This window comes from Anaerococcus obesiensis (genome assembly GCF_016599815.1).
In the GTDB taxonomy this organism is placed as follows: domain Bacteria; phylum Bacillota; class Clostridia; order Tissierellales; family Peptoniphilaceae; genus Anaerococcus; species Anaerococcus vaginalis.
Map to the genome: position 1 here is coordinate 1,671,487 of NZ_CP067016.1, position 26,093 is coordinate 1,697,579.

General features: G+C 27.5%; 25 protein-coding genes. 1 reads left to right on the top strand and 24 read right to left on the bottom strand.

Translation table 11 applies throughout. The features are described from left to right. Positions 1-16 precede the first annotated feature (16 nt). From I6H46_RS08450 to nth, 13 genes are all read right to left on the bottom strand, one after another. Positions 17-3,517, bottom strand: coding sequence for an FtsX-like permease family protein (locus tag I6H46_RS08450; protein ID WP_200225814.1), 3,501 nt, complete (start codon positions 3,515-3,517; stop codon positions 17-19). A 1-nt stretch (position 3,518) separates the two neighbouring features. Next, positions 3,519-4,220, bottom strand: coding sequence for an ABC transporter ATP-binding protein (locus tag I6H46_RS08455; RefSeq protein WP_019117625.1), 702 nt, complete (start codon positions 4,218-4,220; stop codon positions 3,519-3,521). A gap of 4 nt (positions 4,221-4,224) precedes the next feature. Continuing rightward, entirely contained in the window at positions 4,225-4,668 is a 444-nt protein-coding gene (smpB, locus tag I6H46_RS08460; RefSeq protein WP_019117624.1) for an SsrA-binding protein SmpB, read from the bottom strand. After that, a complete protein-coding gene (rnr, locus tag I6H46_RS08465; RefSeq protein WP_019117623.1) occupies positions 4,652-6,772 on the bottom strand; it encodes a ribonuclease R in 2,121 nt (706 codons plus the stop codon). Before rnr ends, smpB begins: the two co-directional genes overlap by 17 nt. Before the next feature lie 77 nt (positions 6,773-6,849). Then, positions 6,850-7,077 (bottom strand): preprotein translocase subunit SecG, encoded by a 228-nt coding sequence (gene secG, locus I6H46_RS08470; protein WP_004838883.1) that lies wholly within the window; start codon positions 7,075-7,077, stop codon positions 6,850-6,852. A gap of 108 nt (positions 7,078-7,185) precedes the next feature. Further along, positions 7,186-8,481 (bottom strand): phosphopyruvate hydratase, encoded by a 1,296-nt coding sequence (eno, locus tag I6H46_RS08475; protein ID WP_019117622.1) that lies wholly within the window; start codon positions 8,479-8,481, stop codon positions 7,186-7,188. 18 nt (positions 8,482-8,499) lie between these two features. After that, a complete protein-coding gene (gene tpiA, locus I6H46_RS08480; protein ID WP_019117621.1) occupies positions 8,500-9,252 on the bottom strand; it encodes a triose-phosphate isomerase in 753 nt (250 codons plus the stop codon). 9 nt (positions 9,253-9,261) lie between these two features. Then, positions 9,262-10,458 carry a phosphoglycerate kinase gene (locus I6H46_RS08485; RefSeq protein WP_019117620.1) on the bottom strand — a complete coding sequence of 399 codons (1,197 nt, stop codon included), beginning with the start codon at positions 10,456-10,458 and terminating at the stop codon, positions 9,262-9,264. Between the two features lie 47 nt (positions 10,459-10,505). After that, entirely contained in the window at positions 10,506-11,513 is a 1,008-nt protein-coding gene (gap, locus tag I6H46_RS08490) for a type I glyceraldehyde-3-phosphate dehydrogenase (protein ID WP_004838887.1), read from the bottom strand. A gap of 77 nt (positions 11,514-11,590) precedes the next feature. Beyond that, positions 11,591-12,517 carry a thioredoxin-disulfide reductase gene (gene trxB, locus I6H46_RS08495; RefSeq protein ID WP_019117619.1) on the bottom strand — a complete coding sequence of 309 codons (927 nt, stop codon included), beginning with the start codon at positions 12,515-12,517 and terminating at the stop codon, positions 11,591-11,593. Further along, positions 12,518-12,988 carry a tRNA (cytidine(34)-2'-O)-methyltransferase gene (locus I6H46_RS08500; protein ID WP_019117618.1) on the bottom strand — a complete coding sequence of 157 codons (471 nt, stop codon included), beginning with the start codon at positions 12,986-12,988 and terminating at the stop codon, positions 12,518-12,520. Next, complete coding sequence (locus tag I6H46_RS08505) at positions 12,981-13,814, bottom strand: Cof-type HAD-IIB family hydrolase (protein ID WP_019117617.1); 834 nt, start codon at positions 13,812-13,814, stop codon at positions 12,981-12,983. The genes I6H46_RS08500 and I6H46_RS08505 overlap by 8 nt, the downstream gene beginning before the upstream one ends. Beyond that, the gene (gene nth / locus I6H46_RS08510; RefSeq protein ID WP_019117616.1) at positions 13,811-14,458 is read right to left on the bottom strand and encodes an endonuclease III; all 648 of its coding nucleotides are present in this window, start codon (positions 14,456-14,458) and stop codon (positions 13,811-13,813) included. Before nth ends, I6H46_RS08505 begins: the two co-directional genes overlap by 4 nt. Before the next feature lie 97 nt (positions 14,459-14,555). Between nth and rodA the strand changes: the two genes are divergently transcribed. Continuing rightward, positions 14,556-15,731: a rod shape-determining protein RodA gene (gene rodA, locus I6H46_RS08515; RefSeq protein ID WP_019117615.1), complete on the top strand. Its 1,176-nt coding sequence runs from the start codon at positions 14,556-14,558 to the stop codon at positions 15,729-15,731. 36 nt (positions 15,732-15,767) lie between these two features. On the opposite strand, the gene I6H46_RS08520 is transcribed toward rodA, so the two are convergent. From I6H46_RS08520 to miaB, 11 genes are all read right to left on the bottom strand, one after another. Further along, positions 15,768-16,304, bottom strand: coding sequence for a TIGR01440 family protein (locus tag I6H46_RS08520; RefSeq protein ID WP_019117614.1), 537 nt, complete (start codon positions 16,302-16,304; stop codon positions 15,768-15,770). A 69-nt stretch (positions 16,305-16,373) separates the two neighbouring features. Continuing rightward, entirely contained in the window at positions 16,374-16,997 is a 624-nt protein-coding gene (locus tag I6H46_RS08525; RefSeq protein ID WP_070640571.1) for a V-type ATP synthase subunit D, read from the bottom strand. After that, positions 16,990-18,363 (bottom strand): V-type ATP synthase subunit B, encoded by a 1,374-nt coding sequence (locus I6H46_RS08530; protein WP_019117612.1) that lies wholly within the window; start codon positions 18,361-18,363, stop codon positions 16,990-16,992. The genes I6H46_RS08525 and I6H46_RS08530 overlap by 8 nt, the downstream gene beginning before the upstream one ends. Continuing rightward, the gene (locus I6H46_RS08535) at positions 18,360-20,111 is read right to left on the bottom strand and encodes a V-type ATP synthase subunit A (protein WP_019117611.1); all 1,752 of its coding nucleotides are present in this window, start codon (positions 20,109-20,111) and stop codon (positions 18,360-18,362) included. Before I6H46_RS08535 ends, I6H46_RS08530 begins: the two co-directional genes overlap by 4 nt. Then, positions 20,095-20,715 carry a hypothetical protein gene (locus I6H46_RS08540; RefSeq protein WP_019117610.1) on the bottom strand — a complete coding sequence of 207 codons (621 nt, stop codon included), beginning with the start codon at positions 20,713-20,715 and terminating at the stop codon, positions 20,095-20,097. Before I6H46_RS08540 ends, I6H46_RS08535 begins: the two co-directional genes overlap by 17 nt. Positions 20,716-20,729: 14 nt before the next feature. After that, positions 20,730-20,966: a V-type ATP synthase subunit F gene (locus tag I6H46_RS08545; RefSeq protein WP_004838898.1), complete on the bottom strand. Its 237-nt coding sequence runs from the start codon at positions 20,964-20,966 to the stop codon at positions 20,730-20,732. A gap of 1 nt (position 20,967) precedes the next feature. After that, positions 20,968-21,393, bottom strand: coding sequence for an ATP synthase subunit C (locus tag I6H46_RS08550; RefSeq protein ID WP_004838899.1), 426 nt, complete (start codon positions 21,391-21,393; stop codon positions 20,968-20,970). A 10-nt stretch (positions 21,394-21,403) separates the two neighbouring features. Further along, positions 21,404-22,819 (bottom strand): V-type ATP synthase subunit I, encoded by a 1,416-nt coding sequence (locus tag I6H46_RS08555; protein ID WP_200225816.1) that lies wholly within the window; start codon positions 22,817-22,819, stop codon positions 21,404-21,406. A 12-nt stretch (positions 22,820-22,831) separates the two neighbouring features. Further along, on the bottom strand, positions 22,832-23,704 hold the full coding sequence (locus I6H46_RS08560) for a V-type ATP synthase subunit I domain-containing protein (protein ID WP_019117608.1): 873 nt from the start codon (positions 23,702-23,704) through the stop codon (positions 22,832-22,834). A gap of 4 nt (positions 23,705-23,708) precedes the next feature. Next, positions 23,709-24,686 (bottom strand): V0D/AC39 family V-type ATPase subunit, encoded by a 978-nt coding sequence (locus I6H46_RS08565; protein WP_019117607.1) that lies wholly within the window; start codon positions 24,684-24,686, stop codon positions 23,709-23,711. 20 nt (positions 24,687-24,706) lie between these two features. Beyond that, complete coding sequence (miaB, locus tag I6H46_RS08570) at positions 24,707-26,065, bottom strand: tRNA (N6-isopentenyl adenosine(37)-C2)-methylthiotransferase MiaB (protein WP_019117606.1); 1,359 nt, start codon at positions 26,063-26,065, stop codon at positions 24,707-24,709. Between the last annotated feature and the right edge of the window lie 28 nt (positions 26,066-26,093).

Sequence of the window (26,093 nt, forward strand, 5' to 3'; positions counted from 1 at the left end):
CAGGCTCGAATGCTTTTTATTCGCCTGCTTTCATTGCTTCTGCCATATTTATTTTTTTTAATTTAAAATGAACAATCAACATTATCAAAAATGATGTAAATAATGTTATAAAGGCAGAAAATATATATGATGATAAATGAGTTTTGTAAGAAATAAAAATTCCATCTGGTGCTGCTACAATTAAAACATATCTTAGCATAATATATCCCAAAATATATCCAAGAATAATGCCAAAAAATGTTAAAATATATGTTTCCCTATAAATATAGGAAGTTGTTTCTCTAGGATAAAATCCTAAAACTTTTGTAGTTGCAAGTTCTTTTTTTCTCTCGCTCACATTAATATTAGTCAAATTATACAAAACTACAACGGCAAGTAGCATAGAAACCACGGTAATAATTCCAATTACTAGATTTAAATTTGCCATTAAAGTGTCCATCGTTTCGTAAAATTTACTTGGCTCTATAATACTTTGACTTATTTTATTTTCCAATATTTTATTTTTAATTTGACCGCCTGCTTTTACTAGATTAGCATTTGCAATAAAATCTTTGCCAAATTTATTTTTATATGCATTTTTTGTCATATAAATATAATCATCAATATAATTTTCGGCAATATCTTTAATGTCCGTTTCTACAATTTTATAATCTAATTCAAATTTTAATTTTTTGTTTGATTTTAAATTATTTGATAAATTTTTACTAATTACAACTTTATTATTATCAAGTGAAATTTTTTTCTTATTTTTATCCCTTATTTTTATAAAATCATCAATTCTTTCTCTATCATCAAAAACAATTAAATTAACTTTTTTATTTTTATCTTTCAAGCTTACATCTACATTCTCATAGATAATTTTCATAGATTCTGTATCTTTTAAAATACTTTCATAAGATTTTTTATCTTCTTTTTTGGCATTTTTATCAAAAATTGATATAAAATCATATTTTGTAATTTCTTGTTTTTGCAATTTAGATGTATCTTTAACAGAATCAATCATGGCAAAACCAAAAAATAAAAGTGCAGTACAACCACCCACTCCAAAAATTGTCATAAACATTCTAGATTTATACCTAAATAAATTTCTAAATGTAATTTTTGTCATAAAAGATAGGCTATTCCAAATAAATTTAATTTTTTCAAGAAATATCCTAGATCCATTTTTTGGAGCTTTAGCTCTTAATAAATCTGCTGTTTGCTCTTTTACTTCGCTTATGCTTGTAAAATAAACAGTTAGTGAAATTAAAAAAGTAGATAAAAATATAGTAAATAAAATTATCCAAAACGAATTTATAAATTCCAAATCTAAAACTCTAAATCCAGTTGAATATGCTTTAAAAATAACTTTACAAACTATATATTTTCCAATTAATGAACCGATTAAAGAACCAAAAATCGTAGGAATTAATCCGTAAATAAAAAATTTTCTACCTATATCAAAATTAGAATAACCCAAAGCTTTCAAAGTTCCGTTTTGTATTCTTTGTTCTTCAATATATCTTTTTATTGTTGTAAGAGAAACAAGAAGGGCGATAAAATAAAAAAATGTTGGAAAAACTTTTGATAATTCGTCCATATTTAAACTATTTTTGTAATAGCTATCAATAGATTTATTTAAAAATATGCTTTCAAATTCATAAGTAGGATCAATTAAATTTACCAAATTTTCTCGAGCTTCATTAATTTTTTCATATCCCTTTTTGATTTTATTTTTAGCCTTTTTTTCTTCGTCTTCAAACTTTTTATTCGCCTTATCAAGCTCACTTTCTTTTTCTAAAAGTTCATTAAAAGAAGACTTTAACTTTTCTTCTCCCTTAATTTTTTCATCATCTAATTTTCTTTTTCCATTCTTATAAGAAATCAAAGCTGAGTTTAATTTTTTTTCATTATTATCAAGTTCTATCTTGCCTTGTTTTAATTTATTTGATGCATCAATTTTTTCTTTTTCAAATTTCTCTTTTGATAGCTTATATAAAGAGTTTTTTTCATCCAACTCTCTTTTTGCTTTATCTAATTTTTTCAAATTTTCATTTATTGGACTCATAGCATTTTGGTAAGCTTCATCAAATTTATTTTTATTTGCTAAATACTCCTTATTTAACTTATCCAATATAATTTCACTTTGAGAAATTTTAATATTTAAATCTTCTTTTTTTTCATTTAAAGAAAGTAATTCTTTTTTTATATTTTCAATTTCTTTTTTATTTTCTTCATTATCACTCAAGTTTGATAATACTTCTAATTTTTTCTCTAAATTTTCTATTTTTGAATTTATTTCATTTAATTCAGATTTGTAATTTGTTAGATTTGTATTTTCCTCATTTTTTTTATCTTCCAAATTTTTAAGCATAGCTTTTTTTTCTAAAAAAGAATTTTCGATTAAAGACTTGCTCGAATTTATCTTATTATAATTTTTATCAATTTCTTCATAAGCCTTATCTATTTTCTCTTTTGAATCGTTTAATTTTTCTTCATTTTTTTTCATTTGTTCATTAAAAGAAAGAAAATTTTTATTGTAGCTTTTTTTACCACTATTTAATTTAGAAAATCCTTGGTCAATTTGTTTTTTTGATGCACCTAACTTTTCATAGGCATCGTTAATTTTAACCTTAAATTCATCTTCTGCTTTGTTGTATGAATTTATACCATCTAACAACTTTTCGTTTGCATCTATAAGTTTATCTTTTTGTTCTTGTAATTTTTTCTCACTAGAAGATAGTTCATTTTCTTTTTCATTAAGTTTTTTATTAGCATCAGCTTTTACTCTTTTTAAAACTTGACTAGGTCTGTTTTTTAAATCTTTTTTTAGATTTTCTCTTTTTTCTTTTACATAAGATTTATATTCATCAGAAAATCTATCCATATTTTTTGTTTTTTTATAACTAATATCAACTTCACTAATCTCATCAGTTTTAAAATTATCTTTGTTTATATAGGCAAAAGAAAAAACCATTTCTTTTCCCTTATAAGAAACATCCCTTACTTCATCCATCAAATATTCAGAAGAATTTGCAAAACCTACGACCTTATATTTTTTATATTTTAGTAAATCATCTAATTTTTCATCATCTATTGACTTAAAATATATATAGTCGCCTAGTTTATAATTTTTTTTCAATAATTCATCTAAAATTATTTCTTCATCATTTTTGATTTTTCTTCCCTTTATTATATTTAATTTTTCAATATCTTTATCATAAGATTTTACAGAAATAAGCTTATCTTTAGCATATAAATCCAAATTTTTTTTATAAGCAAGCTTATCAATATCCTCATCCTTTTCGATAATTAACTTATCTTCGTTTTTAATTCCATAAGTTGCTTTAATAATTATATCTGGATGTTTATTTTTATTTAAAGTCTTATTTAGAGTTTTTCGCATTGAAGGCCCAGTCATAAAAAGGGCAACAACAACCATAGAAGCAAGCATTATCATAACAAAAATCGAAAAAATCTTGCCTTTGGTTTGTTTTATATCCCTAAAAATTGACCTATAATAATTATTTTTTTTCATTTTACCACTCTATATTTTCAACATTTTCCGGATTTTCATTGACATAAGAATTTACAATTGTGCCATCTTTTAGTTCAAAAACCTTATCTGCTATATCTTTTATTGCACCATTATGAGTTATAATAATTACAGTAGTGTTTAAATTTTTTGCAGTATCTTGCAATAATTTCAAAATTGATTTTCCAGTTTTATAATCCAAAGCTCCTGTTGGCTCATCGCACAATAAAAGTTTTGGGTTTTTGGCAATTGCTCTTGCAATTGCTACTCTTTGTTGTTCCCCACCTGAAAGTTGAGAAGGAAAAGAATTCTTTCTATGAGAAAGTCCTACCTCATCCAAGGCTTTTTCAGCATCCATATTATCTTTTGCGATTTCACTAGCAAGCTCAACATTTTCGATGCTTGTAAGATTTGGTATTAAATTATAAAATTGAAAAACAAAACCTACGTCATCTCTTCTATATTTAGTCAATTCTTTTTCATTCATTTTTGATAGATTTTTCTTATCAACAATTATTTCTCCATCACTTAAAGTATCCATTCCACCAATTAAATTTAAAAGTGTAGTCTTTCCTGCTCCACTTGCTCCTACAATTATAACAAGCTCGCCTTCATCTATACTTAAATTAATATTATCATTTGCAACAATCTTATTTCTACCAACTTCAAAATACTTGTATACATTTTTTAATTCTATATATGCCATATCATTAATAATTTTTGAGTGCTCTTTCTATTTTTCTTTTAGCATCATTTTTCTTTATAGTTTCTCTTTTATCATAGATTTTTTTACCCTTTGCAAGAGCAATTTCCGCTTTGATCAAGCCATCTTTTAGGTAAATTTTATTTACAATCATAGTATAACCTGCTTGAGAAACTTTTCCAATTAATTTATCAATTTCTTTTTTATGAAGCAAAAGCTTTCTAGTTCTAATTGGATCAATATTTTTTTCGTAGGATTGTTCATAAGGTGTAACATTCATATTATAAATAAATAATTCTCCCTTATAATCCCCAACGTGAGATTCCTTTATCGAAACTTTTCCTTCTCTTATACTTTTTACTTCATTTCCCTTTAATTCAATTCCAGCCTCATATTTTTCTTCCAAAAAATAATCATGTTTTGCTTTTTTATTATTAGCTAAAATTTTCAAATTCTTCCTCCAACAAATCGAAATCTATATTTCTTTTTTCAAGATCTACATTTTTAACTTCAATCAAAACTTTTTGTCCAATTTTATATCTTTTATTATTATCTCTATTTACACAAGATAGCTTTTGTTCAATATATTCAAAATGATCGTCAGAAAATTTATACATAAAACATCCTTCAACCGTATTTTCAAGTTCAATAAAAATCCCAAAATCTGTAATCGTTGAAATAATTCCTTGAAATTTCTCTCCAATATATTTTTTCATATATTTACACTTATATAAATCTTCTACATCTCTTTCACATTCTTCACTATTTCTTTCTGTAATTGATAAGTGTTCTGCATTTTTTGCTAATTGTTTTTCTAATGATGATTGGCTTATATTTTCAAATTTATTATCAACAAAATCTTTTACAAGCCTATGAACAATTAAATCAGGATACCTTCTTATAGGAGCTGTAAAATGTGTATAATATTTTGTTGCTAAACCAAAATGAATATCCCTATAATTTGCATATTTTGCTTTTCTCATTGTCCTAAGCATTAACATATTTACAAGACTTTCATCATCTTTTCCTGAAACTTCTTTTAAAATTTCTTGGAAATCTTTTGGATGAAGTTCTTTTCCCTTAATATTATAGCCTAATGTGTTTAAAATATTTTTGAAAGATTCTACCTTTTCATCTTTTGGCTTTTCATGAATTCTATATAATGATGGAAAATCCATGTAAGCAAATAAACTAGCTATAGTTTCATTTGAAACTAACATAAATTCCTCTATCATTTTATTTGCAGATCCTCTTTCAAAAATAGAAATATTTAAAACATCTCCTTTTTCATTTACATCAATTTGACTTTCCGTAAAATTAAAATCTATAGCTCCTCTTTTTTCTCTTTTATTTTTTAAAATTTTGTATAATTTGTCAAATAATTCTAATTTTTCTATCAAAATTTCATCATCATAAACTTTGTCTTTATTATCCAAATAATCATTTACATCATCGTAGACTAACCTATAGTTAGATTTGATCATAGACTTATATATTTTATAATCAACAACTTTACCTGATTTGTTAATTCTCATTTTTAAACTTAAAGCAAGTCTATTTTCATTTGGATTTAAAGAACATATTCCATTAGATAATTCCTCTGGTAGCATAGGCAAAACTATATTGTATAAATAAGTTGAATTTCCTCTTTGATAAGCTTCCTTATCAATTTCACTATTTTCTTTTACATAATGGCTTACATCTGCAATATGAACATATAAAATAAAATCTTCTTCATCTTTTTCTATAGATATTGCATCATCAAAATCTTTAGAATCCCTACCATCAATCGTAACTGTAAATAAATCCCTTAAATCTTTTCTATCTTTTTGTTTTGAAATATCTATTTCTTTTTCAATAAAAACAGCTTCTTTTTTTGTTTTTTTTGAAAAATTATCTTTTAATCCGTAAGATCTTATTATTGATAAAACATCAACATTAAAATCATTTTTATTTCCTAAAACTTCTACAATTTTTCCTTCTGGAGAGCCATTTTTTGGATATTTTATAATTTCACAAACTACCTTGTCATTATTTTTTGCTTTTTTTGAAAATTTTTCATCAATATAAATATCTGAAGATAAGTTATCTCTATCGCTTATTACAAATCCAAATCCCTTATTTTTTTTATAAAGTCCAACAATTTGATTTGTATTTCTTTGAAGAATTTCTACTACTTTTCCTTCAGCATTTTTCCCATATTCTTTTTCTTTTATAATTTCAATTTTAACCCTATCTTTGTCATTTGCTGAATTTAAATTATTTTGAGAAATAAAAACATCCATATATTCATTATTATCAGAAATAAAAAATCCATATCCACCTTGAGCGAGTGAAATTTCTCCCATAAGTGATTTATCATCATTACTTAATGGATGAATTTTATTTTTTGAGCTTATTTTGATTTCATTTTCTTTAGCAAGTTTTTTAATAATTTTTTTTACATCTTTTTTTATATACTTATCACAATCCAAATATCTTAACATCTCATCAATAGTCATTGGCTTGTAATTTTTATCGTTTACTATATTTATAATTAAATCTTTAAAATTCATATTTTCTCCTATTAAAAAAGAGGCTAGTGAAAGCCTTCTTAACTTGCCTTACAAATTAAAAATCTTTACTAAACCCCTTAGTTTATTGCAAGAAGTATTGTACTTAATAAAAATAAGACAACACCTGCAAAAATTACAACCTTATCTAACATTTCGTTTTTTGATTTATGAGCGCTTCTACCAAATACATTTGTTTCTTGACCAGCTAAGGTTCCAAGCCCATCAGTTTTTGGTTCTTGTAAGGTTACTGCTATAACCAAAATTACAGAAGCTATCATCAATAATACTGATAATACTGTTGTCATCTGACACCTCCGTTTTCATACTATTTTATAATATCACAATTATATAAATTTTACAATAAAAAGAGGGGCTTTCTATTATTTTACCCCTCTATTTATTAAATAATAATATTATTTATTAATATTATAGAATGCTTTAAGTCCTTTAAACTTAGCTGTATCAAATAATTCATCTTCAATTCTTAGAAGTTGATTATATTTTGCAACTCTATCAGTTCTTGATGGAGCTCCAGTTTTAATTTGTCCAGCATTAACAGCTACAACTAAGTCTGAAATTGTTGTATCTTCAGTTTCTCCTGATCTGTGAGAAACAACTGCAGTATATCCTGCTTCTTTTGCCATTTCAATAGCATTTAATGTTTCAGTTAAAGAACCTATTTGGTTTACTTTGATAAGGATAGAGTTAGCAACGCCTTCTTTAATTCCTTTTTCAAGTTTTTTAGTATTTGTTACGAATAGGTCATCCCCTACTAATTGAACTTTATTTCCAAGTCTTTTTGTAAGTTTTGCCCATCCTTCCCAGTCATTTTCATCAAGTCCATCTTCGATTGAAATAATTGGATATTTTCCTACTAATTCTTCTAACCAATCAATCATTTCATCTTCTGTTTTAACTGTGCCTTCTCCATCTAAATGATATTTTCCATCTTCTTTGTTGTAAAATTCACTTGATGCACAGTCCATAGCTATATAAACATCTTTTCCTGGTTCATAGCCTGCTTCTTTTATAGCTTCACAGATAATTTCTAGAGCTTCTTCATTTGATTTTAAGTTTGGAGCAAATCCACCTTCATCACCTACAGCTGTATTGTAGCCTTTGTTTGAAAGAACTTTTTTAAGGCTGTGGAATACTTCTGCGCCCATTTGTAAAGCATGTGAAAAACTTTCAGCTCCTAGTGGGAAAATCATAAATTCTTGAATATCTACAGAGTTATCAGCGTGTTCTCCACCATTTAAAATATTCATCATTGGTGTAGGAAGAAGCTTTGCATTAGCTCCTCCAATATAATTATATAGAGAAACACCTTGTTCATCTGCTGCAGCTTTTGCTACTGCAAGAGAAACTCCAAGAATTGCATTTGCACCTAATTTTCCTTTATTTTCTGTTCCATCAAGTTCAATCATTGCTTTATCTATTCCGATTTGATCAGAAACATCATAAGTAAATTCTAATTCTTCAGCTATGATTTCATTTACATTATTAACAGCTTTAAGAACAGATTTTCCTAAATAATAATCTTTATCGCCATCTCTTAGTTCAACTGCTTCCCATTCACCTGTTGATGCGCCTGATGGTACGCTTGCTCTACCGAAACCACCTTCTTCTGTTACTACTTCAACTTCTACAGTTGGATTTCCTCTTGAATCTAATATTTGTCTAGCATATACGCTTGAAATTAAGCTCATCTTATTCTCCTTATATTTTTATTTTTTGTGATTAATTAATTGTTCAAAGTCATTTGCTTTAAGGCTTGCTCCACCTATTAGTCCACCGTCAATATTTTCTTTTGCTAATAATTCTTTAACATTAGCTGGTTTCATTGAACCACCATATTGAATTCTAATTTTTCCAGCACAATCTTCACAGAATGCTTCTTTTATATAATTTCTAATAAAAGCACACATGTCATCAGCATCTTCTGCAGATGCAGTCTTGCCAGTTCCTATAGCCCAGATTGGTTCGTAAGCAATAATAACTTTTGTTATATCTTTACCTTCAATTCCTTTAAGATCTTTTTCAAGTTGTTCTTTAACTTTTTCTTCTTGTTTATTAGCTTCTCTTTCTTCTAAAGTTTCGCCAACACAAAGAATTGGAACTATATCATGATCAAGTGCTGAAAGGACTTTTTTGTTGATTAGTTCATCGTCTTCATTAAAATATTCACGTCTTTCAGAGTGTCCCAAAATTACGTAATCAGCTTTTATGTCATTTAACATTTTTGGAGAAATTTCTCCAGTATAAGCTCCACTTTCTTCAAAGTACATGTTTTGAGCACCAAATTTTATATCTGAATCTTTTAAAATCTCACTTGCAAGTAAAAGGTCAATCGCTGGTACACAAACACCTTTTTCTACGCTTTCATCAAGGTCAAGTTCTACTAATTCTTCTAGCAAAGATTTAGCTTCGCTAGGAGTCATATTCATTTTCCAATTTCCTACTATTACAGGTGTACGCATATCTACTCCTTATTTTTCATCTATACAATCAATTCCTGGTAGAGTTTTTCCTTCTAAAAATTCTAGACTTGCTCCACCACCTGTTGATACGTGAGTAATTTTATCCTTATATCCTGCTTCTTCTATAGCAAGTGCACTATCTCCACCACCTACTATTGTTGTTGCAGAAGAATCTGCCAAGGCTTTTGCTACTTCATTAGTTCCATTAGCAAATACTTTTACTTCAAATACTCCCATAGGTCCATTCCATACAACTGTTTTTGCTTTCTTTATAATATCAGCATATTCTTTTGCAGTTTTTGGTCCAATATCTAAAGCTTCTTTATCTTGTGGGATATTATCAATATCAACTATTTCAGTTTCAGCATCTTCTTTTATTTCATCAGCAATAACTACATCTTTTGGTAAAAGTATTTTTACATTATTTGCTTCAGCTTTTTTAATTAATTCTAAAGACAAATCCATCTTGTCTTCTTCAAGAAGTGATTTTCCTATTTCTTTTCCTTGCGCTTTTAAGAAAGTATAAGCCATTCCTCCGCCGATTAAAATATAATCAACTTTTGAAATTAAATTTTCTATTACGCCAATTTTATCTGAAACTTTTGCTCCACCTAGGATTGAAACGAATGGTTTTTCTGGATTTTCCAAAGCTTTGCCCATTATTTCAATTTCTTTTTGAATTAAAAATCCTACAGCACTTTCAAGATTACTTGCTACACCAACATTAGAAGCGTGAGCTCTGTGGCTTGTTCCAAAAGCATCATTTACAAACAAATCAGCAAGTGATGATAATTCTTTTGCAAATTCTGGGTCATTTTTTGTTTCGCCTTTTACATATCTTGTATTTTCAAGCAAAGCAAGATTTCCATTTTCAAGCTTTTCTACTTCCTCTTTTACTTTTTCATCAACTACTACATCTGATGGTAAAAAGTGGAATTTTTCTCCATAGTGATTTTCTAACCACTCTGCTACTGGTTTTAATGAAAATTCTGGATTTGCTTCTCCTTTTGGTCTTCCCAAATGGCTCATCAAAATAACTTTTGCATTATTTTCTAATAGGTAGTCAATTGTTGGAAGGGCAGCTTTTATTCTTGTATCATCAGAAATTGTATGATTTCCGTCTTTTGATAAAGGAACGTTAAAGTCTACTCTTACCAAAACTTTTTTACCTTCAACATTTAAGTCTTTTACAGTTTTTTTATTCATAATTCTCCTCTAAAAAAGGCGAGAATAATATCTCGCCTGTCTAACTCTTAAAGATTTGCTAAGTAATCAAGTGTTCTAACTAGGTTAGATACGTATCCCATTTCATTGTCATACCATGCAACAGTTTTAACAACTTGAGTTCCATCTGTTCCTTCAACTATTTTTGTAAGTTGAGAATCAAATATTGAACCTGCTGGATAACCTATTATATCGCTTGATACAATATCATCTTCTGTGTAAGCAAATGCATCTGATGAGTATTTTTTCATTGCTGCATTAACTTCTTCTACTGTAACTTTCTTTTCTAATACTGAGTATAGTTCTGTAATAGATCCTGTAATTGTTGGAACTCTCAATGCAGAACCGTCAATTTTTCCTTCTACTTCTGGAAGTACTTTTCCTACAGCTTTTGCAGCTCCTGTTGATGCAGGAATTGTATTTTGTGCTGCAGCTCTACCACCTCTTAAGTCTTTTTTAGAAGCTGGTGTATCTTGAATAGCTTGTGTAGCTGTATAAGCATGGATTGTTGACATTTGTCCTGAAACAAATCCAAATTCATTTTTTAGAACGTTAACCATTGGTGCTAAGCAGTTTGTTGTACAACTTGCTCCAGAAACTACAGTTTCAGATCCATCAAGTATTTCATGATTTACTCCAAATACTATTGTTTTTAAATCTCCTTTTCCTGGTGCAGAAATAAGAACTTTTTTAGCTCCAGCTTTTATGTGTGCTTCTGCTTTTTCTTTTTCTGTAAAGAATCCTGTACATTCAAGCACTATATCAACACCTAATTCTTTCCAAGGTAAATCTTCTGGATTTCTTTCAGCAAAAACTTTGATATCTTTGCCATTGATTTTAAATCCATCATCTGTTAGTTCAGCATCTCCGTTAAATCTTCCTTGAGCAGTATCATATTTAAATGCATATAATAAACCTTTTTTATCAATAAGGTCATTGATTGCTACTACTTCAATATTTTCTTCTACTTCAGAAATTCTTCTTAGTGTAAGACGTCCTATTCTTCCAAATCCATTAATAGCTACTTTTGTTGTCATTATTTCCTCCTAAGTGCTTTTTCAATGTGTTTTACAATAATTATTTTACTAATTGACGTTTTTTTGTCAAGTTAGTTCTACCAATTACCATTTTCAATATACTTATTTGCCATTTCGCTAGCAATACATCCATCACTTGCAGCTGTTACCATTTGCCTAATTTTTTTGACTCTAGTGTCTCCTACAGCAAATACTCCTTTAACATTTGTTTTCATATCCTCATCTGTTGGAATATATCCATTTTCTAATTCAACTTGGTCTTTAAACAAATCTGTTTGTGGAACATTTCCTATATATACAAAAACTCCAATTGGACTATCGTCGTCATTTTTTATTGTTTTTAATTCATTAGTTTGTGTATTTTTCAAAACTAATTCTTTTACTTCGCTATCTCCTTTTATTTCTTCAACTGTATAATTTAATAAGAAAGAAATTTTTTCATTATCTTTGCATCTATCAATAACAGTTTGACTTGCTCTAAGTCCTTCTCTTCTGTGAATTATTGTTACACTTTTTCCAAATTTTGTAAGGTACAAAGCTTCTTCAAGGGCAGCTTCTCCACCACCTACTACATAAATATCTAGTCCTTGATAAAATGGACCATCACAAGTTGAACAATATGAAACTCCAAGATTTGCAAATTCTTTTTCGCCTTTTACATTTAATTTTCTATGGCTTGCTCCTGTTGAAAGGATTACAACTTTCGTTTCATAAACTTCATCTTTTGTATAAACTTTTTTAACATCGCCCAAAAGTTCTACTTTTGTTACTTCTTGATATTTTATATCGCAAAACTGTTTGGCTTGTTCTTCCATTCTATCAGATAGGGCAAGTCCACCAGCATCTTTCATTGATCCTGGATAATTTTCTACATGTTCTGTTGTAGCAATTTGTCCACCTGCTATATCTTTTTCTAAAATTAATGTTTTTAATTTTGCTCTTCCTGCATAAAGACCTGCTGTAAGTCCCGCAGGGCCTGCTCCTATAATAATTACATCAAACATTTAATCACCTCTATTAATTAAAAAATTATTTTGCCTAAGACCTTCATATAAAACTATTGCAACTGAATTGGCTAAATTAAGTGACCTATCCATATTTTTTGTCATTGGAATTGTATAAACCCTATCTTTAAATTTTTCTATTATTTTTTTATCAATTCCTTCTTTTTCCCTGCCAAAAATCAAATAATCTCCATCTTTGTAAGAAATATCTGCATAATTTTTATCACTACCAGTTTCAATAAGATAAATATTTTTCCCTTTTATATATTCCAAAAATTCTTCCATTGAGTCGTGAACTACTAAATCAAGTTTATCCCAATAATCAATGCCTGCTTTTTTTAAACTTTTATCTGAAAAATCAAATTTAAATGGTCTTATTAAATGGAGTCTTGATTCGGTTAATACACAGGTTCTTGAAATATTTCCTACATTTCCAGGATGTTCTGGTGAAATTAAAACTATATTAAACATGGGAATTTTTCTCCAATACTATATTTATTGCCTCAACTAAGCCAAAATTTTCATTTGTTGAAACAGTATAGTCGCAAACTTCCTTTACCTTTTCAATAGAATTTCCCATAGCAAATGATAGTATTGAATTTTCTAACATAGGAATGTCATTATCTTGATCTCCAATTGCTGCAATCTCATTTTTATTTATACCCAGAAAACTTCCTATCTCACTTATTCCATTAAACTTGTTTACATCTTTTTCCATAATCTCAATAACTTTATCATTTGAGCTTGTAGCATAAAGGTCTAACTCTTTAACTTTTTCTAAAACCATAATCTTTTCTTCTTTTTTTTCTACATCTGGAAAAATTTGAAATTTTAAGGCGGTATTTTTTCTATTATTTAATTCTTTTAATGGATTTGTTGAAAATGAAAAATTCACTTGATAATTCATTCCGTACTGACTATCTTTTTTCAAATGATTAAATCTTTCTGGTCTAATTCTGTTTGAATAGTATGTATCTACGTCATAAAATTGATAGGAAAGCTCATAGTTTTCGCTAAAATTTATAAGCTCTTTGATTTTTTTATCTTCAATTCCTTTTGTGTATATTGGTTTTTCTTTATTTATCATAGCAAGTGCTCCATTGTTTGTAACAAATGGATTATCAATGCCTGTTAAAGACATTAAATATCTAACTGAAGGCATAGCTCTGCCTGATGTAAATACAAATTTAATTCCATTTTCATCTAATTTTTTTAGGGCATCTATTGTTTCTTTTCTTAAAATTGAATTATTGTCAAGACTTGTTCCATCCAAGTCCATTGCAAATAATTTTATCATCTTCTCTCCTTATAATCTTCGCATAAATCTCTTAAATCACATTCTTCACATAAGGGATTTCTTGCCTTACAAATTTTTCTTCCATGAGCAATTATTTGGTGATGAAGTTTTGACCATTTTTCTTTTGGCAAATTTTTTCTTAAATCTTTTTCTGTATTCAAAACATCTTTGCTAGCTGCAAGTCCAATTCTATTTGAAACTCTTTGAACATGAGTATCTACTGCTATTGCATCAATGCCAAAAGCATTGCTCATTACAACATTGGCAGTTTTTCTTCCAACGCCTGGAAGTTTTGTTAAATCTTTCATATTATTTGGAACTTTTCCATCAAATTCTCTAATAAGCATTATTGAGGCATTTTTTATATTTTTTGCCTTATTTTTATATAAACCACAAGTTTTTATATAAGATTCAATTTCTTTTATATCCATATTAGAAAAATCTTCTGGAGTATTTGCGAATTTAAACATATTGCTTGTAACTTTATTTACCCTAACATCTGTACATTGGGCAGACAAAATTGTTGCAATTAAAAGCTCAAATGGCGTTGTAAAATCTAAAAAACTTTTATCTAAATTTGGATACATTTGATCTAATCTATCAACAACTTCATTAATTTCACTTTTGTTTAAAATAATTATCACCTCTTTATCGTTTTATCATTATACCCTTAAATATAAAAATATTAATTGAAGAAATTTTCTGTCTATTATATAATTATTTTTGAATTGGAGTGATTAAATGTTTAATATAAAGAAAAAAGAATTCAAAAAATTTGATTGGCTTTTGTTTTTGAGCACAACTTTTTTGAGTATATATGGACTATTTGTCCTTTATTCTGCTTTTTCTGGAAATTTTTCAGAAATTAAAAGCCAAATTATTGCTAGTATTTTAGGATTTTCTTTTATAATACTTATTTGCACAATGGATCTAGATGTTTTAAAAAAAGCAGCTTACCCAGTTTATGGAGTTTCTCTATTGCTTTTGATTTTAACTATTTTTTTAGGACAAGGTGCTGAAAGATGGGGTTCAAATTCTTGGCTAATTATTGGACCTGTTCAAATCCAACCATCAGAAATTACAAAAATAGGAATTATTTTTGCCTTAGCAGCATATTTAGAAAAATATAAGGACGAAATTAACAATCCATCAAGATTGATAAAAACTTTAATTTTTGCATTTTTGCCAATAGTTTTTATTTTGTTGCAACCAGATTTTGGTACAGCTATGGTTTATATTTTCTTTATAGCTGTAATGCTTTTTTTGGCAGGTCTTTCTTGGAAATGGATTGTTGGACTTTTAGCTGTGGCAGTTTTGGGAGCTTTGTTTTTATTATTAAATCTAGAAGGCTATAAGGCTGATAGAATTCACGATTTTTTAGACCCATCAAGGGATACATCAGGAAGTGGATGGCAACAACAACAAGGTTTAATAGCTATTGCTTCAGGAATGTTATCTGGTAGAGGATTTATGCAAGGAACTCAAGCACAATATGGTTATATTCCAGAAAAAGAAAGTGATTTTATATTCTCAGTTCTTGCAGAAGAATTAGGATTTATTGGAGCTATACTAATGTTAATTGCTTTTGTAATTATGATTTATAGACTTTTAACAATAAGCAAAAATTCAAAAAACTACTTTATTTCTTTAATGGTTGCTGGTATCTGTGCAATGTTTTTTGTCCATATTTTTGAAAATGTGGCAATGACTATAGGACTTATGCCTGTAACAGGAATTCCCCTCCCATTTTTTTCATCAGGTGGAACATTCTTACTAATTTGTTTTATAAATATAGGACTTGCCCTATCAGCATCAATGCAAAAATCATCCTATGATATTGAAGATACAAGTTATTACGAAACTATAAAATTTAAAAATACACCTAATAAAAATATAAATTTATCTGAGAATAAATAAAAAAATCCTTGCAAAAATTAATTTGCAAGGATTTTTTTATTCGTATCTTGCCCTAATTCCACCAATTAATTTTGGTCTAGATTTTAAAGCAGTCAAATGAGCATTTCCAATATTTTTAATTTCTAATCTAAGAGGAACTTGGACAAATTTTATATGCATCCCTATATTTGCATCTCCAATATCCATACCAATATCTCCACTTATATGTTCAATTACAACAGGATCTTTAAAATATTTATAAGCAGCAGTTGCAAAAGAACCTCCTGCGTGTATTTGAGGAATGACAGATACAATTTCATATCTATCCCTAAAAGCAAGCTCTCTTTCAACAACAATCGCCCTATTTATATGTTCACATCCACCAACACCAAGATAAATTTTTTTCTCATTTAAAATTTCAAGTAAAGTTTTAATAACTTCCTCTCCAACTTCTACACTCGAATGTGAACCAATTTTATATCCCAAAATTTCAGAAGATGATCCACCTAGAATAAAAACATCTCCCGCTTTTGCCTTAGATTTTTCAAGAATTTCCAAACAAGCTTTTTTAACTTCATTTTTTATATCTTCCATAACCCCTCCTAATCACTCTATTAGAAATATACCCAATAAAAAAAGATAGATGACATAAGCACCTATCTTTTACTTATTAATTTTTTTGTCTTTAATCATTTTTGTTTTAGAAAATTCTTCTCTTTCTCTCTCTTCAATTTGGCTAGAAATTGATTTAATTATAGCCTTATAATTTGGAATTTGAACTTTTTCTAATGAATTTACTTTTTTGGATGTTTTTTTTATTTCTGTATCCAAATTTTTAATAGTTGTATCAAGCTCTGCAAGTTTATATACTTTCTCTTTTAAATCATTCAATGACAAAAGAGCCTCATCAAATAAAGAATTAGTCAAATTTAATGAATACGATAAGTCCAATTTTTTCGAATCAAAATCAATTTCAAAAATTTTTGTTTGCATAAACTTTTTTTCTTTCAAAGTAATGGATTCATCTAGGGGAACTGATAAGGCTATCGATTTTAACCTATCTTCCCCAGTTGTTACAATTGCTTTTTTTATATTTTTTTTAACATCTTTAATGCAAGAATTAACAATTTTATTCAATTCATTTCTTTGATTTATTTTTGCATTATATTGACCTATCAAAGCTTTTCTTTTTTTATCAAGAATATCATAACCTTCATTGATTAGGCTTAATTGATTTTTTGCCTTCATCAAATTTGCCTTAGTTGGGGCAAATTTTGTTTCAGTCATATTTAGCTCCCAAATATTTTTCCTTATTTTCCTTGCTTACCCTGTGAATTTCTTCAATTGGTAAAATTTTTAAAATATCCCATCCCAAATCCAAAGAATCTTCCAAACTCCTATTTTCATAAGAATCTTGGCTTAAAAATCTATTTTCAAAATTTTTACCAAAATCCAAATATTTTTTATCCAAATCTGATAAGTCATCTTCTCCAACTATTTGAGAAATATTTCTAATTTCTTGAACTTTTGAATAAGATTCGTAAAGCTGATTCATCAAATCATCATGATCACTTCTTGTAAAGCCTTCTCCAATTCCATCTTTCATAAGTCTTGATAAAGAAGGAAGAATATTTATTGGAGGATAAATTCCTTTTTGATCTAAGCTTCTATCAATTACAATTTGTCCTTCTGTAATATATCCCGTTAAATCTGGGATTGGATGAGTAATATCATCATTTGGCATTGTTAAAATTGGAATTAAAGTTACAGAACCATTAACTCCATCAATCATACCAGCTCTTTCATATAAACTTGCAAGATCTGAATATAAATATCCAGGATAGCCTTTACGAGAAGGGACTTCTTGTCTAATTGAAGAAACTTCACGAAGAGCTTCTGCATAAGATGTAATGTCTGTAATTATTACCAAAACGTGTTTATTTTTTTCAAAAGCCAAATATTCAGCAGCTGTAAGGGCACATTTTGGTGTAATTAATCTTTCCATAATTGGATCATCTGCCAAATTTTCATACATTACTACCTTATCTTTAACTCCTGCTTTGGTAAAAGCATCTTCAAAAAACATAGCTTCATCTTTTTTAATTCCCATAGCTGCAAAAACAAAACAAAAATCCTCTTCAGTTTTTAATTTTGCTTGCCTTACAATTTGGGCTGCGATTTCGTTGTGTGGCATTCCTGATCCAGAAAAAATTGGAAGTTTTTGTCCACGAATTAATGTCGTAAGAATATCTATTGATGAAATTCCTGTTTGGATAAAATTTCTTGGATATTCTCTAGAAACAGGATTTAGAGGATTTCCTTCAACCGAATAAAATTTATCAGAATAAATTTCTCCACCATCATCAATTGGTCTTGCAATCCCATTAAAAATTCTTCCCAAAATAGATTCGTTTAAAGGAATTTCTAAAGGTTTTTCCTCAAATTCTACAACAATATCATTTAAGGAAAAATCTTGTGTATTTCCAAAAACTTCTACTGTAACTGTATCATCATCAATTTTTACAACTTGACCAATAAAATTTTCTCCCAAAGTGTTTACTTTTACCACAGCATTGTAAGCAATATCTTCTACCTTATCAAGTTCAATAATTGAGGCCTCAATTTTTTTGATTTTTGTATATTGCTTTTTCATTTATTACCTTCTTTCACACTTTGAAAATATGATTGAATATTGTTATTTAGTGATGCAAATTTTTCAATTTCATCATTTTTAATATCATATTTCATTGAATTAATTTTGGCTATTAATGTTTTATCGTAAATATTTTTATAAGATATTCCTTCTTCGATTAAATTTTTTGAAATATTATAATAATTTTCTATAACTTTTAGCATTTGAATTTGCTTATTTAATGGAACATATTTATCGGTATCATTAAAGGCATTTTGTTGAAGAAAAGCAATTTTAATCATACTTGCTACATCCAAAAGATTTTTTTGCTTATCTGATAGGGAATCTTTTCCTACCAGCATTACTATTGATTGCAATTTGTCTTCCTCAGTTAAAATTTCCATCATTTTATTTCTTAAAGAAACTATATCTTCCCCACTAATATTTTCATAATAATTTGCCATTTGATTTAGGTAATTTGAATATGAATTTAACCAATTTATAGCAGGATAATGTCTTGAATAAGCAAGATTTTTATCAAGTCCCAAAAATACATTTACACTTCTTCTAGTGTTTTCTGTTACGGGCTCAGAAAAATCTCCACCTGTTGGAGAAACTGCTCCAATAAGAGTAACAGAACCATGACTTCCATTTAAATTTATAAAATCGCCTGCTCTTTCATAAAATTGTGAAAGTCGTGAGCCAAGATAAGCTGGGTATCCTTCCTCCGCTGGAATTTCTTCAAGTCTTGCAGAAATTTCTCTTAAAGCTTCTGCCCATCTTGATGTAGAATCTGCCATCAAAGCAACATCATAGCCCATATCTCTAAAATATTCAGCCATAGTTATTCCTGTGTAAATACTCGCCTCTCTTGCAGCTACAGGCATATTTGAAGTATTTGCAATAAGAATTGTTCGCTCCATTAATCCTCTGCCTGTATTAGGATCAATAAGATTAGGAAAATCTTCGAGAACTTGAGTCATTTCGTTACCACGTTCTCCACAACCAATATAAATAATTATATCTGCATTAGAATATTGAGCTAATTGGTGTTGAAGCATAGTCTTTCCTGTTCCAAATCCTCCAGGAATTGCAACTGTTCCTCCCTTTGCAACAGGAAAAAATATATCCAAAACTCTTTGACCAGTAAGTAAAAGTTCACTTAAAGGTTTATTTCTTTTAATCGGTCTTTGAACTCTTACAGGCCAATATTGATACAATTTTAAATCTTCAATTTTTTCTTTAGTTTTAACTTTTACAATTGTATCTTCAATACAATATTTTCCATCATCTAAAACTTCTAGGACTTCTCCATCAAAATTTGACATTAGCCTATGTTCAATTATTGGACTTTCATCAATAGTTGCATATATTTGACCTTTTTTTATTTTATCGCCAACTTTTACTTTGATTTTTACATCCCATTTTTTCTTTTCATCAAGATTTGAAAGTCCAAGTCCTGATGGAATAAAAGAGCCATGATTTAAAGCAATTTTATCTAGCGGTCTTTGGATTCCATCAAACATATTTCCAATCATCCCAGGGCCAAGTCTTACTGATAAGGGTCTATTTGTTTTTATTATTTCGTCATTTATTTTTAAACCTGAAGTATCTTCATAAACTTGAATTATTGCATAATCCCCATCTATCGAAACAACTTCTCCAATAAGTTTAAGTTTACCTACAGTTACCATCTCTCTTATTTTTAAATCTGACGCATTTCTTGCCTTTATTACAGGACCATTTATAGATTTAATTGTTGGAGTCATCCTTATCCTCCATTTCTTTTTCAAATTCATCAGAAATTATTTTATAAAATTTGCTTCCTATTTCATATTTATAATTATCTAATTTCTTTTCTAAGGAATAATCATATTGATAAGTTAAATCTTTATTTTTTATAATAAAGCCTCCTATTTTCGAATCATCCATTTCTTCTGTTTTAAAATCAAATAATTCTTGGTCAGATTTTTTTACACATAAAATCAAATCTTTATCATTTTCTGATAAATTCTTATATATTTCATTTGCCTTTATTGCAAGTTTTTTCTTATATTCATTACTATTTGAATAATTTTTTAATTCATCTTTAATTTCTTCAATTAATTCATCAAGCAAAGATTCTTTGAATTTGTTATATGAAGTTTTTTTATTTTGAGAAATATTTGCAATTTTTTCATTTTTTCTTGCATTGGCAAATTCTTTTCTTTTTTCTATATAAAGCTTATAATTTTTATCTAAATTATCCTTAATTTCATTTAAAGTTTTTGAAGAAAAGTCTGTTGAATCATATAATTCTTTTTCGCTTTTTCTTTTTTCATTTGACCAAACCATCTTCCTAAAGCTTGAAATTTTTGCACTTAAATCTAGCATTTAAGTCTCCTTTACTAATCTAAAACTACTACTAAAGGAGTAGCATTTTCTACCCTATAATTTTCTACCTCATCTTTTATTTTCTCATAGCAATATTTTGAAAATATAATTAAAGCTAAGTCTTTTTCTTTTGTAAAATCTTTAAAATTATAAGATATTTCTTCTTCATTTTCTAAAATCAAACCATCAATTCCTCCAAGCCTAAAGCCAAGAAGAAAAGATAAGTCATTTGTAATTACTTTTGCTTTCATTTTAAGCAAATAAAATCATTATAGAAATAATTACACCAAAGATTGCAATACCTTCAGCAAGTCCTACGAAAATTATTGTTCTTCCAAGAATTGATGCATCTTCTGAAATTGCTCCAAGAGCTGCTGAGCCTACTTGACCAACTGCATATCCTGTTCCTATTGTTGCAAGACCTGTTGATAAGGCTGCCCCAATATATTTCAAGCCGCTTGCTGTTTCACTAGCACTTCCAGCTGTAGCTGCTTTAACACCGTTTGGTAAAACTAAAACCAAAATCATAACCATTATTGGAATAAATGTAGATAAATTTATTTTTAAAGCTTTTCTTATTTTTTCTTTAGAGCTATCTTCATTATTTTTTAATAAGTACAAACCTGAATAAATTGTTATAACAACGCATGCTAATGCTAATATTGAAATTAAAATCATTATTTTCTCCTTATAATTTACTTATTGGACTAAATTTTTGTCCATCTCCCTTGTAATATTTACTAAACATTTCATAAAATTCTAATCTTAAACCTTGAATAAATACAATCATTCCTTCAAGTCCTATTATTAAAATATTTCCAAATATTAAAATAATAATTCCTATAATTCCTCCGCCTACAAGCTTACTCATAACTTCAAAAGCCATATATAAACCTACGTGGTTTATAGCAAACGCACCTACTCTTGTAAAAGAAACAAGATTTGAAAATACAGAAAGCAAAGCTTCAATTATAGAAAATGAACTTTCTATATAATAATCAGCAGAAGATTGATCATATATTGGATTAATTCCTAATATTTTTCTAGAAATTGGTTGTTTAAATATCATCAATATAATTGATAATACAAGTAAAGTTATTGAAAATTTCATTGGCAATGGATTAATTTTTACAATATTTAAAATGATTAAAATAAATGAAATCATCATAATTAATCCTGCTATACCTTCTTTTCCAAAAACTCCTTCTTCTAAATCTTTTTGCTTGTGAAGTTTATTATAAATTCCTAAGATATAGGATATAAGAATTAGAATAACTCCAAAGGCGACTGAAGCAACTAATACTTTTAAAATATTATCAAATGGTTTAATTAATAATGTTGGTATTAAATCTTCAATTCCAAAAAATGATCCATACATTATGCCAAAAAAGCAAGCAGAAAATCCTATTCTTCTTACTAATTGACCAAATATTTTATTTTTCTTTTCTACTAGAAAACTAGCTAAGATGAAAATTAATCCTTGTCCTAGATCCCCAAACATCATTCCATACAAAAGCATATAAGTTATTGCGAAAAATCCTGTCGGATCTATTTCATTGTAGTTTGGTGCTCCATACATATTAACCAAAAACTCAAAGGGCCTAGTTAGTTTATTATTTTTTAATTTAGTTGGTGGGTTTGCTATTGTCTGGCTATTTTTTTTTTGATCTACCAAACTATCTTCATATTTTTCTACAGAATCTTTTACAACTTGTAATTTTGATTCTGGTACCCAACCTGAAAGATAAAAATACTTTCTACCTTTTAACATTTTATCTTTTATTTTAGAAGACTTCTTATAAAAATCTATAGTTTTTGGAAGGTTTTTCAATTCATCTATATTATCAATTTTGATTTTTTCTAGATTTTCATTTATTTTTTTAAGCTTAATTTTATTTTCTTGGTATTCTTTTTTTATTTCTTCTAAACTTTTATTTTCTGGAATATCCTTATCAATAAAACCCAAAGATGAAATTGTTCTATTTACTTCATCTTCAACACTTTTTGGATAAACTAAAAGATAATCTTCATTCCCACTTTCAATAGATTGGTTTATATTATTTTCATTCTTATCTTTAAATCCTAATTTTTCCAATAATTTCATAAAACCTGCCTTCTAGTCAATAATCTTTTCAAAGAATTCTTTTACTAACTTATCTTTCTTTTCATTAAAAACTTTTTTACTTTCTAATTTTTGCTCTTCGTAAAATTCTTCTATTTCTTTTTTCTTATAATCCGCTTCTTTTAAAATATCATCATAAATTTTATTGGAATCATCCTTAGTTTTTGAATCATAATTTTTGTTTAGTTCAAGACTAACTTTATTAACATTATCTTTTTCATTTTTTAGTATTACATCAGTATCATTTCTTAATTTTGTCGTTTCATCATCAATACTATAAATACTTTTCAAAGCTTCCTTATTAGTTTTTATATTTGGATCATTTTTTTGTAAATGAATAATTAATGATGGTATAGATTCGTAATTATTTTTTAATATAAACCTACCGTCTTTACTAACTTCTCCCAATCTATAATTAAAATAATTTAAATTTGTAATTTTATTTATATTAATTTCCTCGTTTTCAAGTGCTTGTAAGTTATTTATATATTCTTCAAGTTTTTTGTTTCTTTCTTCTAAATTCTTTTTCTTTTCTATATTATCTTCAAGCATTTTTAGCAAATTTTTAAGTTTTTCATCATTAATTCTTTTCCCATTATCGGAATCTTCTAAATTCAAAAATTCTTTAATATCTTCAAGATTTTTTATAAAAGTAGAATCTATTTTTTCAAAGCTATCTAGCTCATTAAAGTCCTCTGTTTTATCGATATTTTCTTCGCTAGCTTTTATAGAAAACTCTCTGTTTTGTACTTGCCTAAAGGCATCAACTTGATCAAATTCATCAATGTTAATTAAATCTTCTAGAAAATCATCTAAATTTTCAAGTTTAGCCATTATATTAACTAAGTGCATTTTTTCAACAGCCATTTTATCACCTCTTTATTATATAATGCTTCTTTTCATCCTTATCAAAAGTTTCATCAAATTCAAGCATACTTATGATATTTTTATTAGAAACTTCCATCATATCAACTATATAAATTAATTTGAGCAAATCATATTTTGAATTATTTAATCTTTTTGAATTATCACTCAATAAATCTTTCTTTGCTTTATAGAAATTAGAGGAATTATTAAATAATGAATTATAAGGACTTCCTAATATTCTTTCCTTAACTTTATCTAGACTTAATTTTGATAATTTTTTTAAATCTTCTGTTTTTAGGTATTTGCCTCCTTCAATTAAATAATTAAATATTTCATAATCATTTAAAATAAAGTAGTTTTTTAATCTAAATAACATTTCAATATTAAAAATATCAATTTCTCTACCTATAAATTCTCTAAGCTCCTTAGCAAGATTTTTTGGAAGTTTTTTAGTTTCTTCTAAAAGGTCTCTATAGTAAAATTTATTTAATGAATTAGATATTAGAAAAATTATAGAATTTTTTTGCATATTTTCATTTAAAAATGGATAAAGAGTTCTATAGTACCTAGTTGACTTAGATTTTTCTACAAAAGTTTGAAAATCATCGTCTTTCGATACATTTATGTTTTGAGAAAATTTTTCTCTTTTTATAATATCTAAACTGTCTTTCAAATGCTCATTTAAAATTGCCTGAACAATTAATTGAATTAATTGTAGTTCGAATTTTGAAATATATTTTATAAAGAAATTTTTCTCTTCTCCTTTAAGAAATTTCAAAAATGAATTTAAATCGTCATATAAGCTATTGGAAAGAAAAATTTCCACATCTTTTTTAGAGTAAATATTAGGTATTTCACTTTTATTTGCTCTAATAATATCTAATTTTCTTTCCAAACTGTCTTCGTACAATAAATCTCTACAAATTTCTTTACTAGGCAATTTCCCAAGTTTAGCTTTTGCTTTTACTACATAAGCTTTCATAGTGCCTTCTTTCTTAATATTTAATCTTGGACTAGTTCTCCTGATATTGTAAATGAAGTGTTATCTGTTATTTTTACCTTGACAATTTGCCCTATTAATTTCTTATCTGCTTTTACATGAACAAGTTTAAAAGTATCTGTTCTACCAGTCAAAACATCTTTATTATTTTTACTTTCAGATTCTAACAAGACTTCAACAACTTTACCTACATATTCTTTATTTTTTTCATTAAATATTGGATAAAGAGTATCCAGTAATCTATCAAACCTATCTTGAACAATTTTATCGTCAATTGGATCCAATTTAGCAGCTTTTGTTTTTGGTCTTGGAGAATATTTAAAAGTAAAAGCAGTATCAAATCCTACTTTTCTACAAACATCTAAAGTTTCTTGAAAATCTTCTTCTGTTTCAGTAGGATAACCTACAATAATATCCGTAGAAATTGCAATACCAGGAATCTCTTCTTTTAATTTTCTAGCTTTTTCTAAATATTGTTCTTTATTATATTTTCTATTCATATCTTTTAGAACTTTGTCAGAACCTGATTGCATAGGAAGGTGGAAATAATTACATATATTATCATTTTCTTTAATAACTCTAATTAAATCATCAGATAAGTCTTTTGGATGACTTGTTGTAAATCTTAATCTTTCAACCCCTTCAATTTTTGCGCATTTTTCTAAAAGCTCTGGAAAAGTTACATTAAAGTCTGATTTGTTTCCATAAGAATTTACATTTTGTCCTAAAAGTGTGATTTCTTTATAGCCATTTTTAACTAAATTTTCAATTTCTTCAATAATGTGAGATGGTCTTCTACTTTCTTCTCTTCCCCTTGATTGAGGAACTATACAATATGAACAGAAATTATCGCAGCCTCTCATTATATTTACATAAGCTTGAAAATTATTTTTGCTATTATAATTTACGTAATCATCTTTTACATTATCTTCTGAAACATCAATTACTCTTTCGCCTGTTTCTAAATATTTAAATAAAAGATCTGGCAAAGAATTTATATTTTTAGTTCCAAAAATTATATCAACTTCTTTGTGTTTTTTCTCTATAACTTCTCTAGCAACGCTAGTTTGCATCATACAACCTGATACTGCTATAATTTTTTCAGGATTTTTTTCTTTTAATTTTTTTAAACTTGATACTTGACCATAAAGTTTTAATTCAGCATTCTCTCTTACAAGACAAGTGTTAAATAAAATAAAATCAGCATTATTTCTATCATCAGTTTTTGTATAACCTAAATCTTCTAATATATAAGAAATTCTTTCAGAATCATGTTCATTCATCTGACAACCAAAGGTTGTTATATTATATTTTTTATTTTCAAAATAATTCTTATATTTTTCATTATTTTTTAATTGCATATATCTCCTTACAGCTAAAAAAGAGATG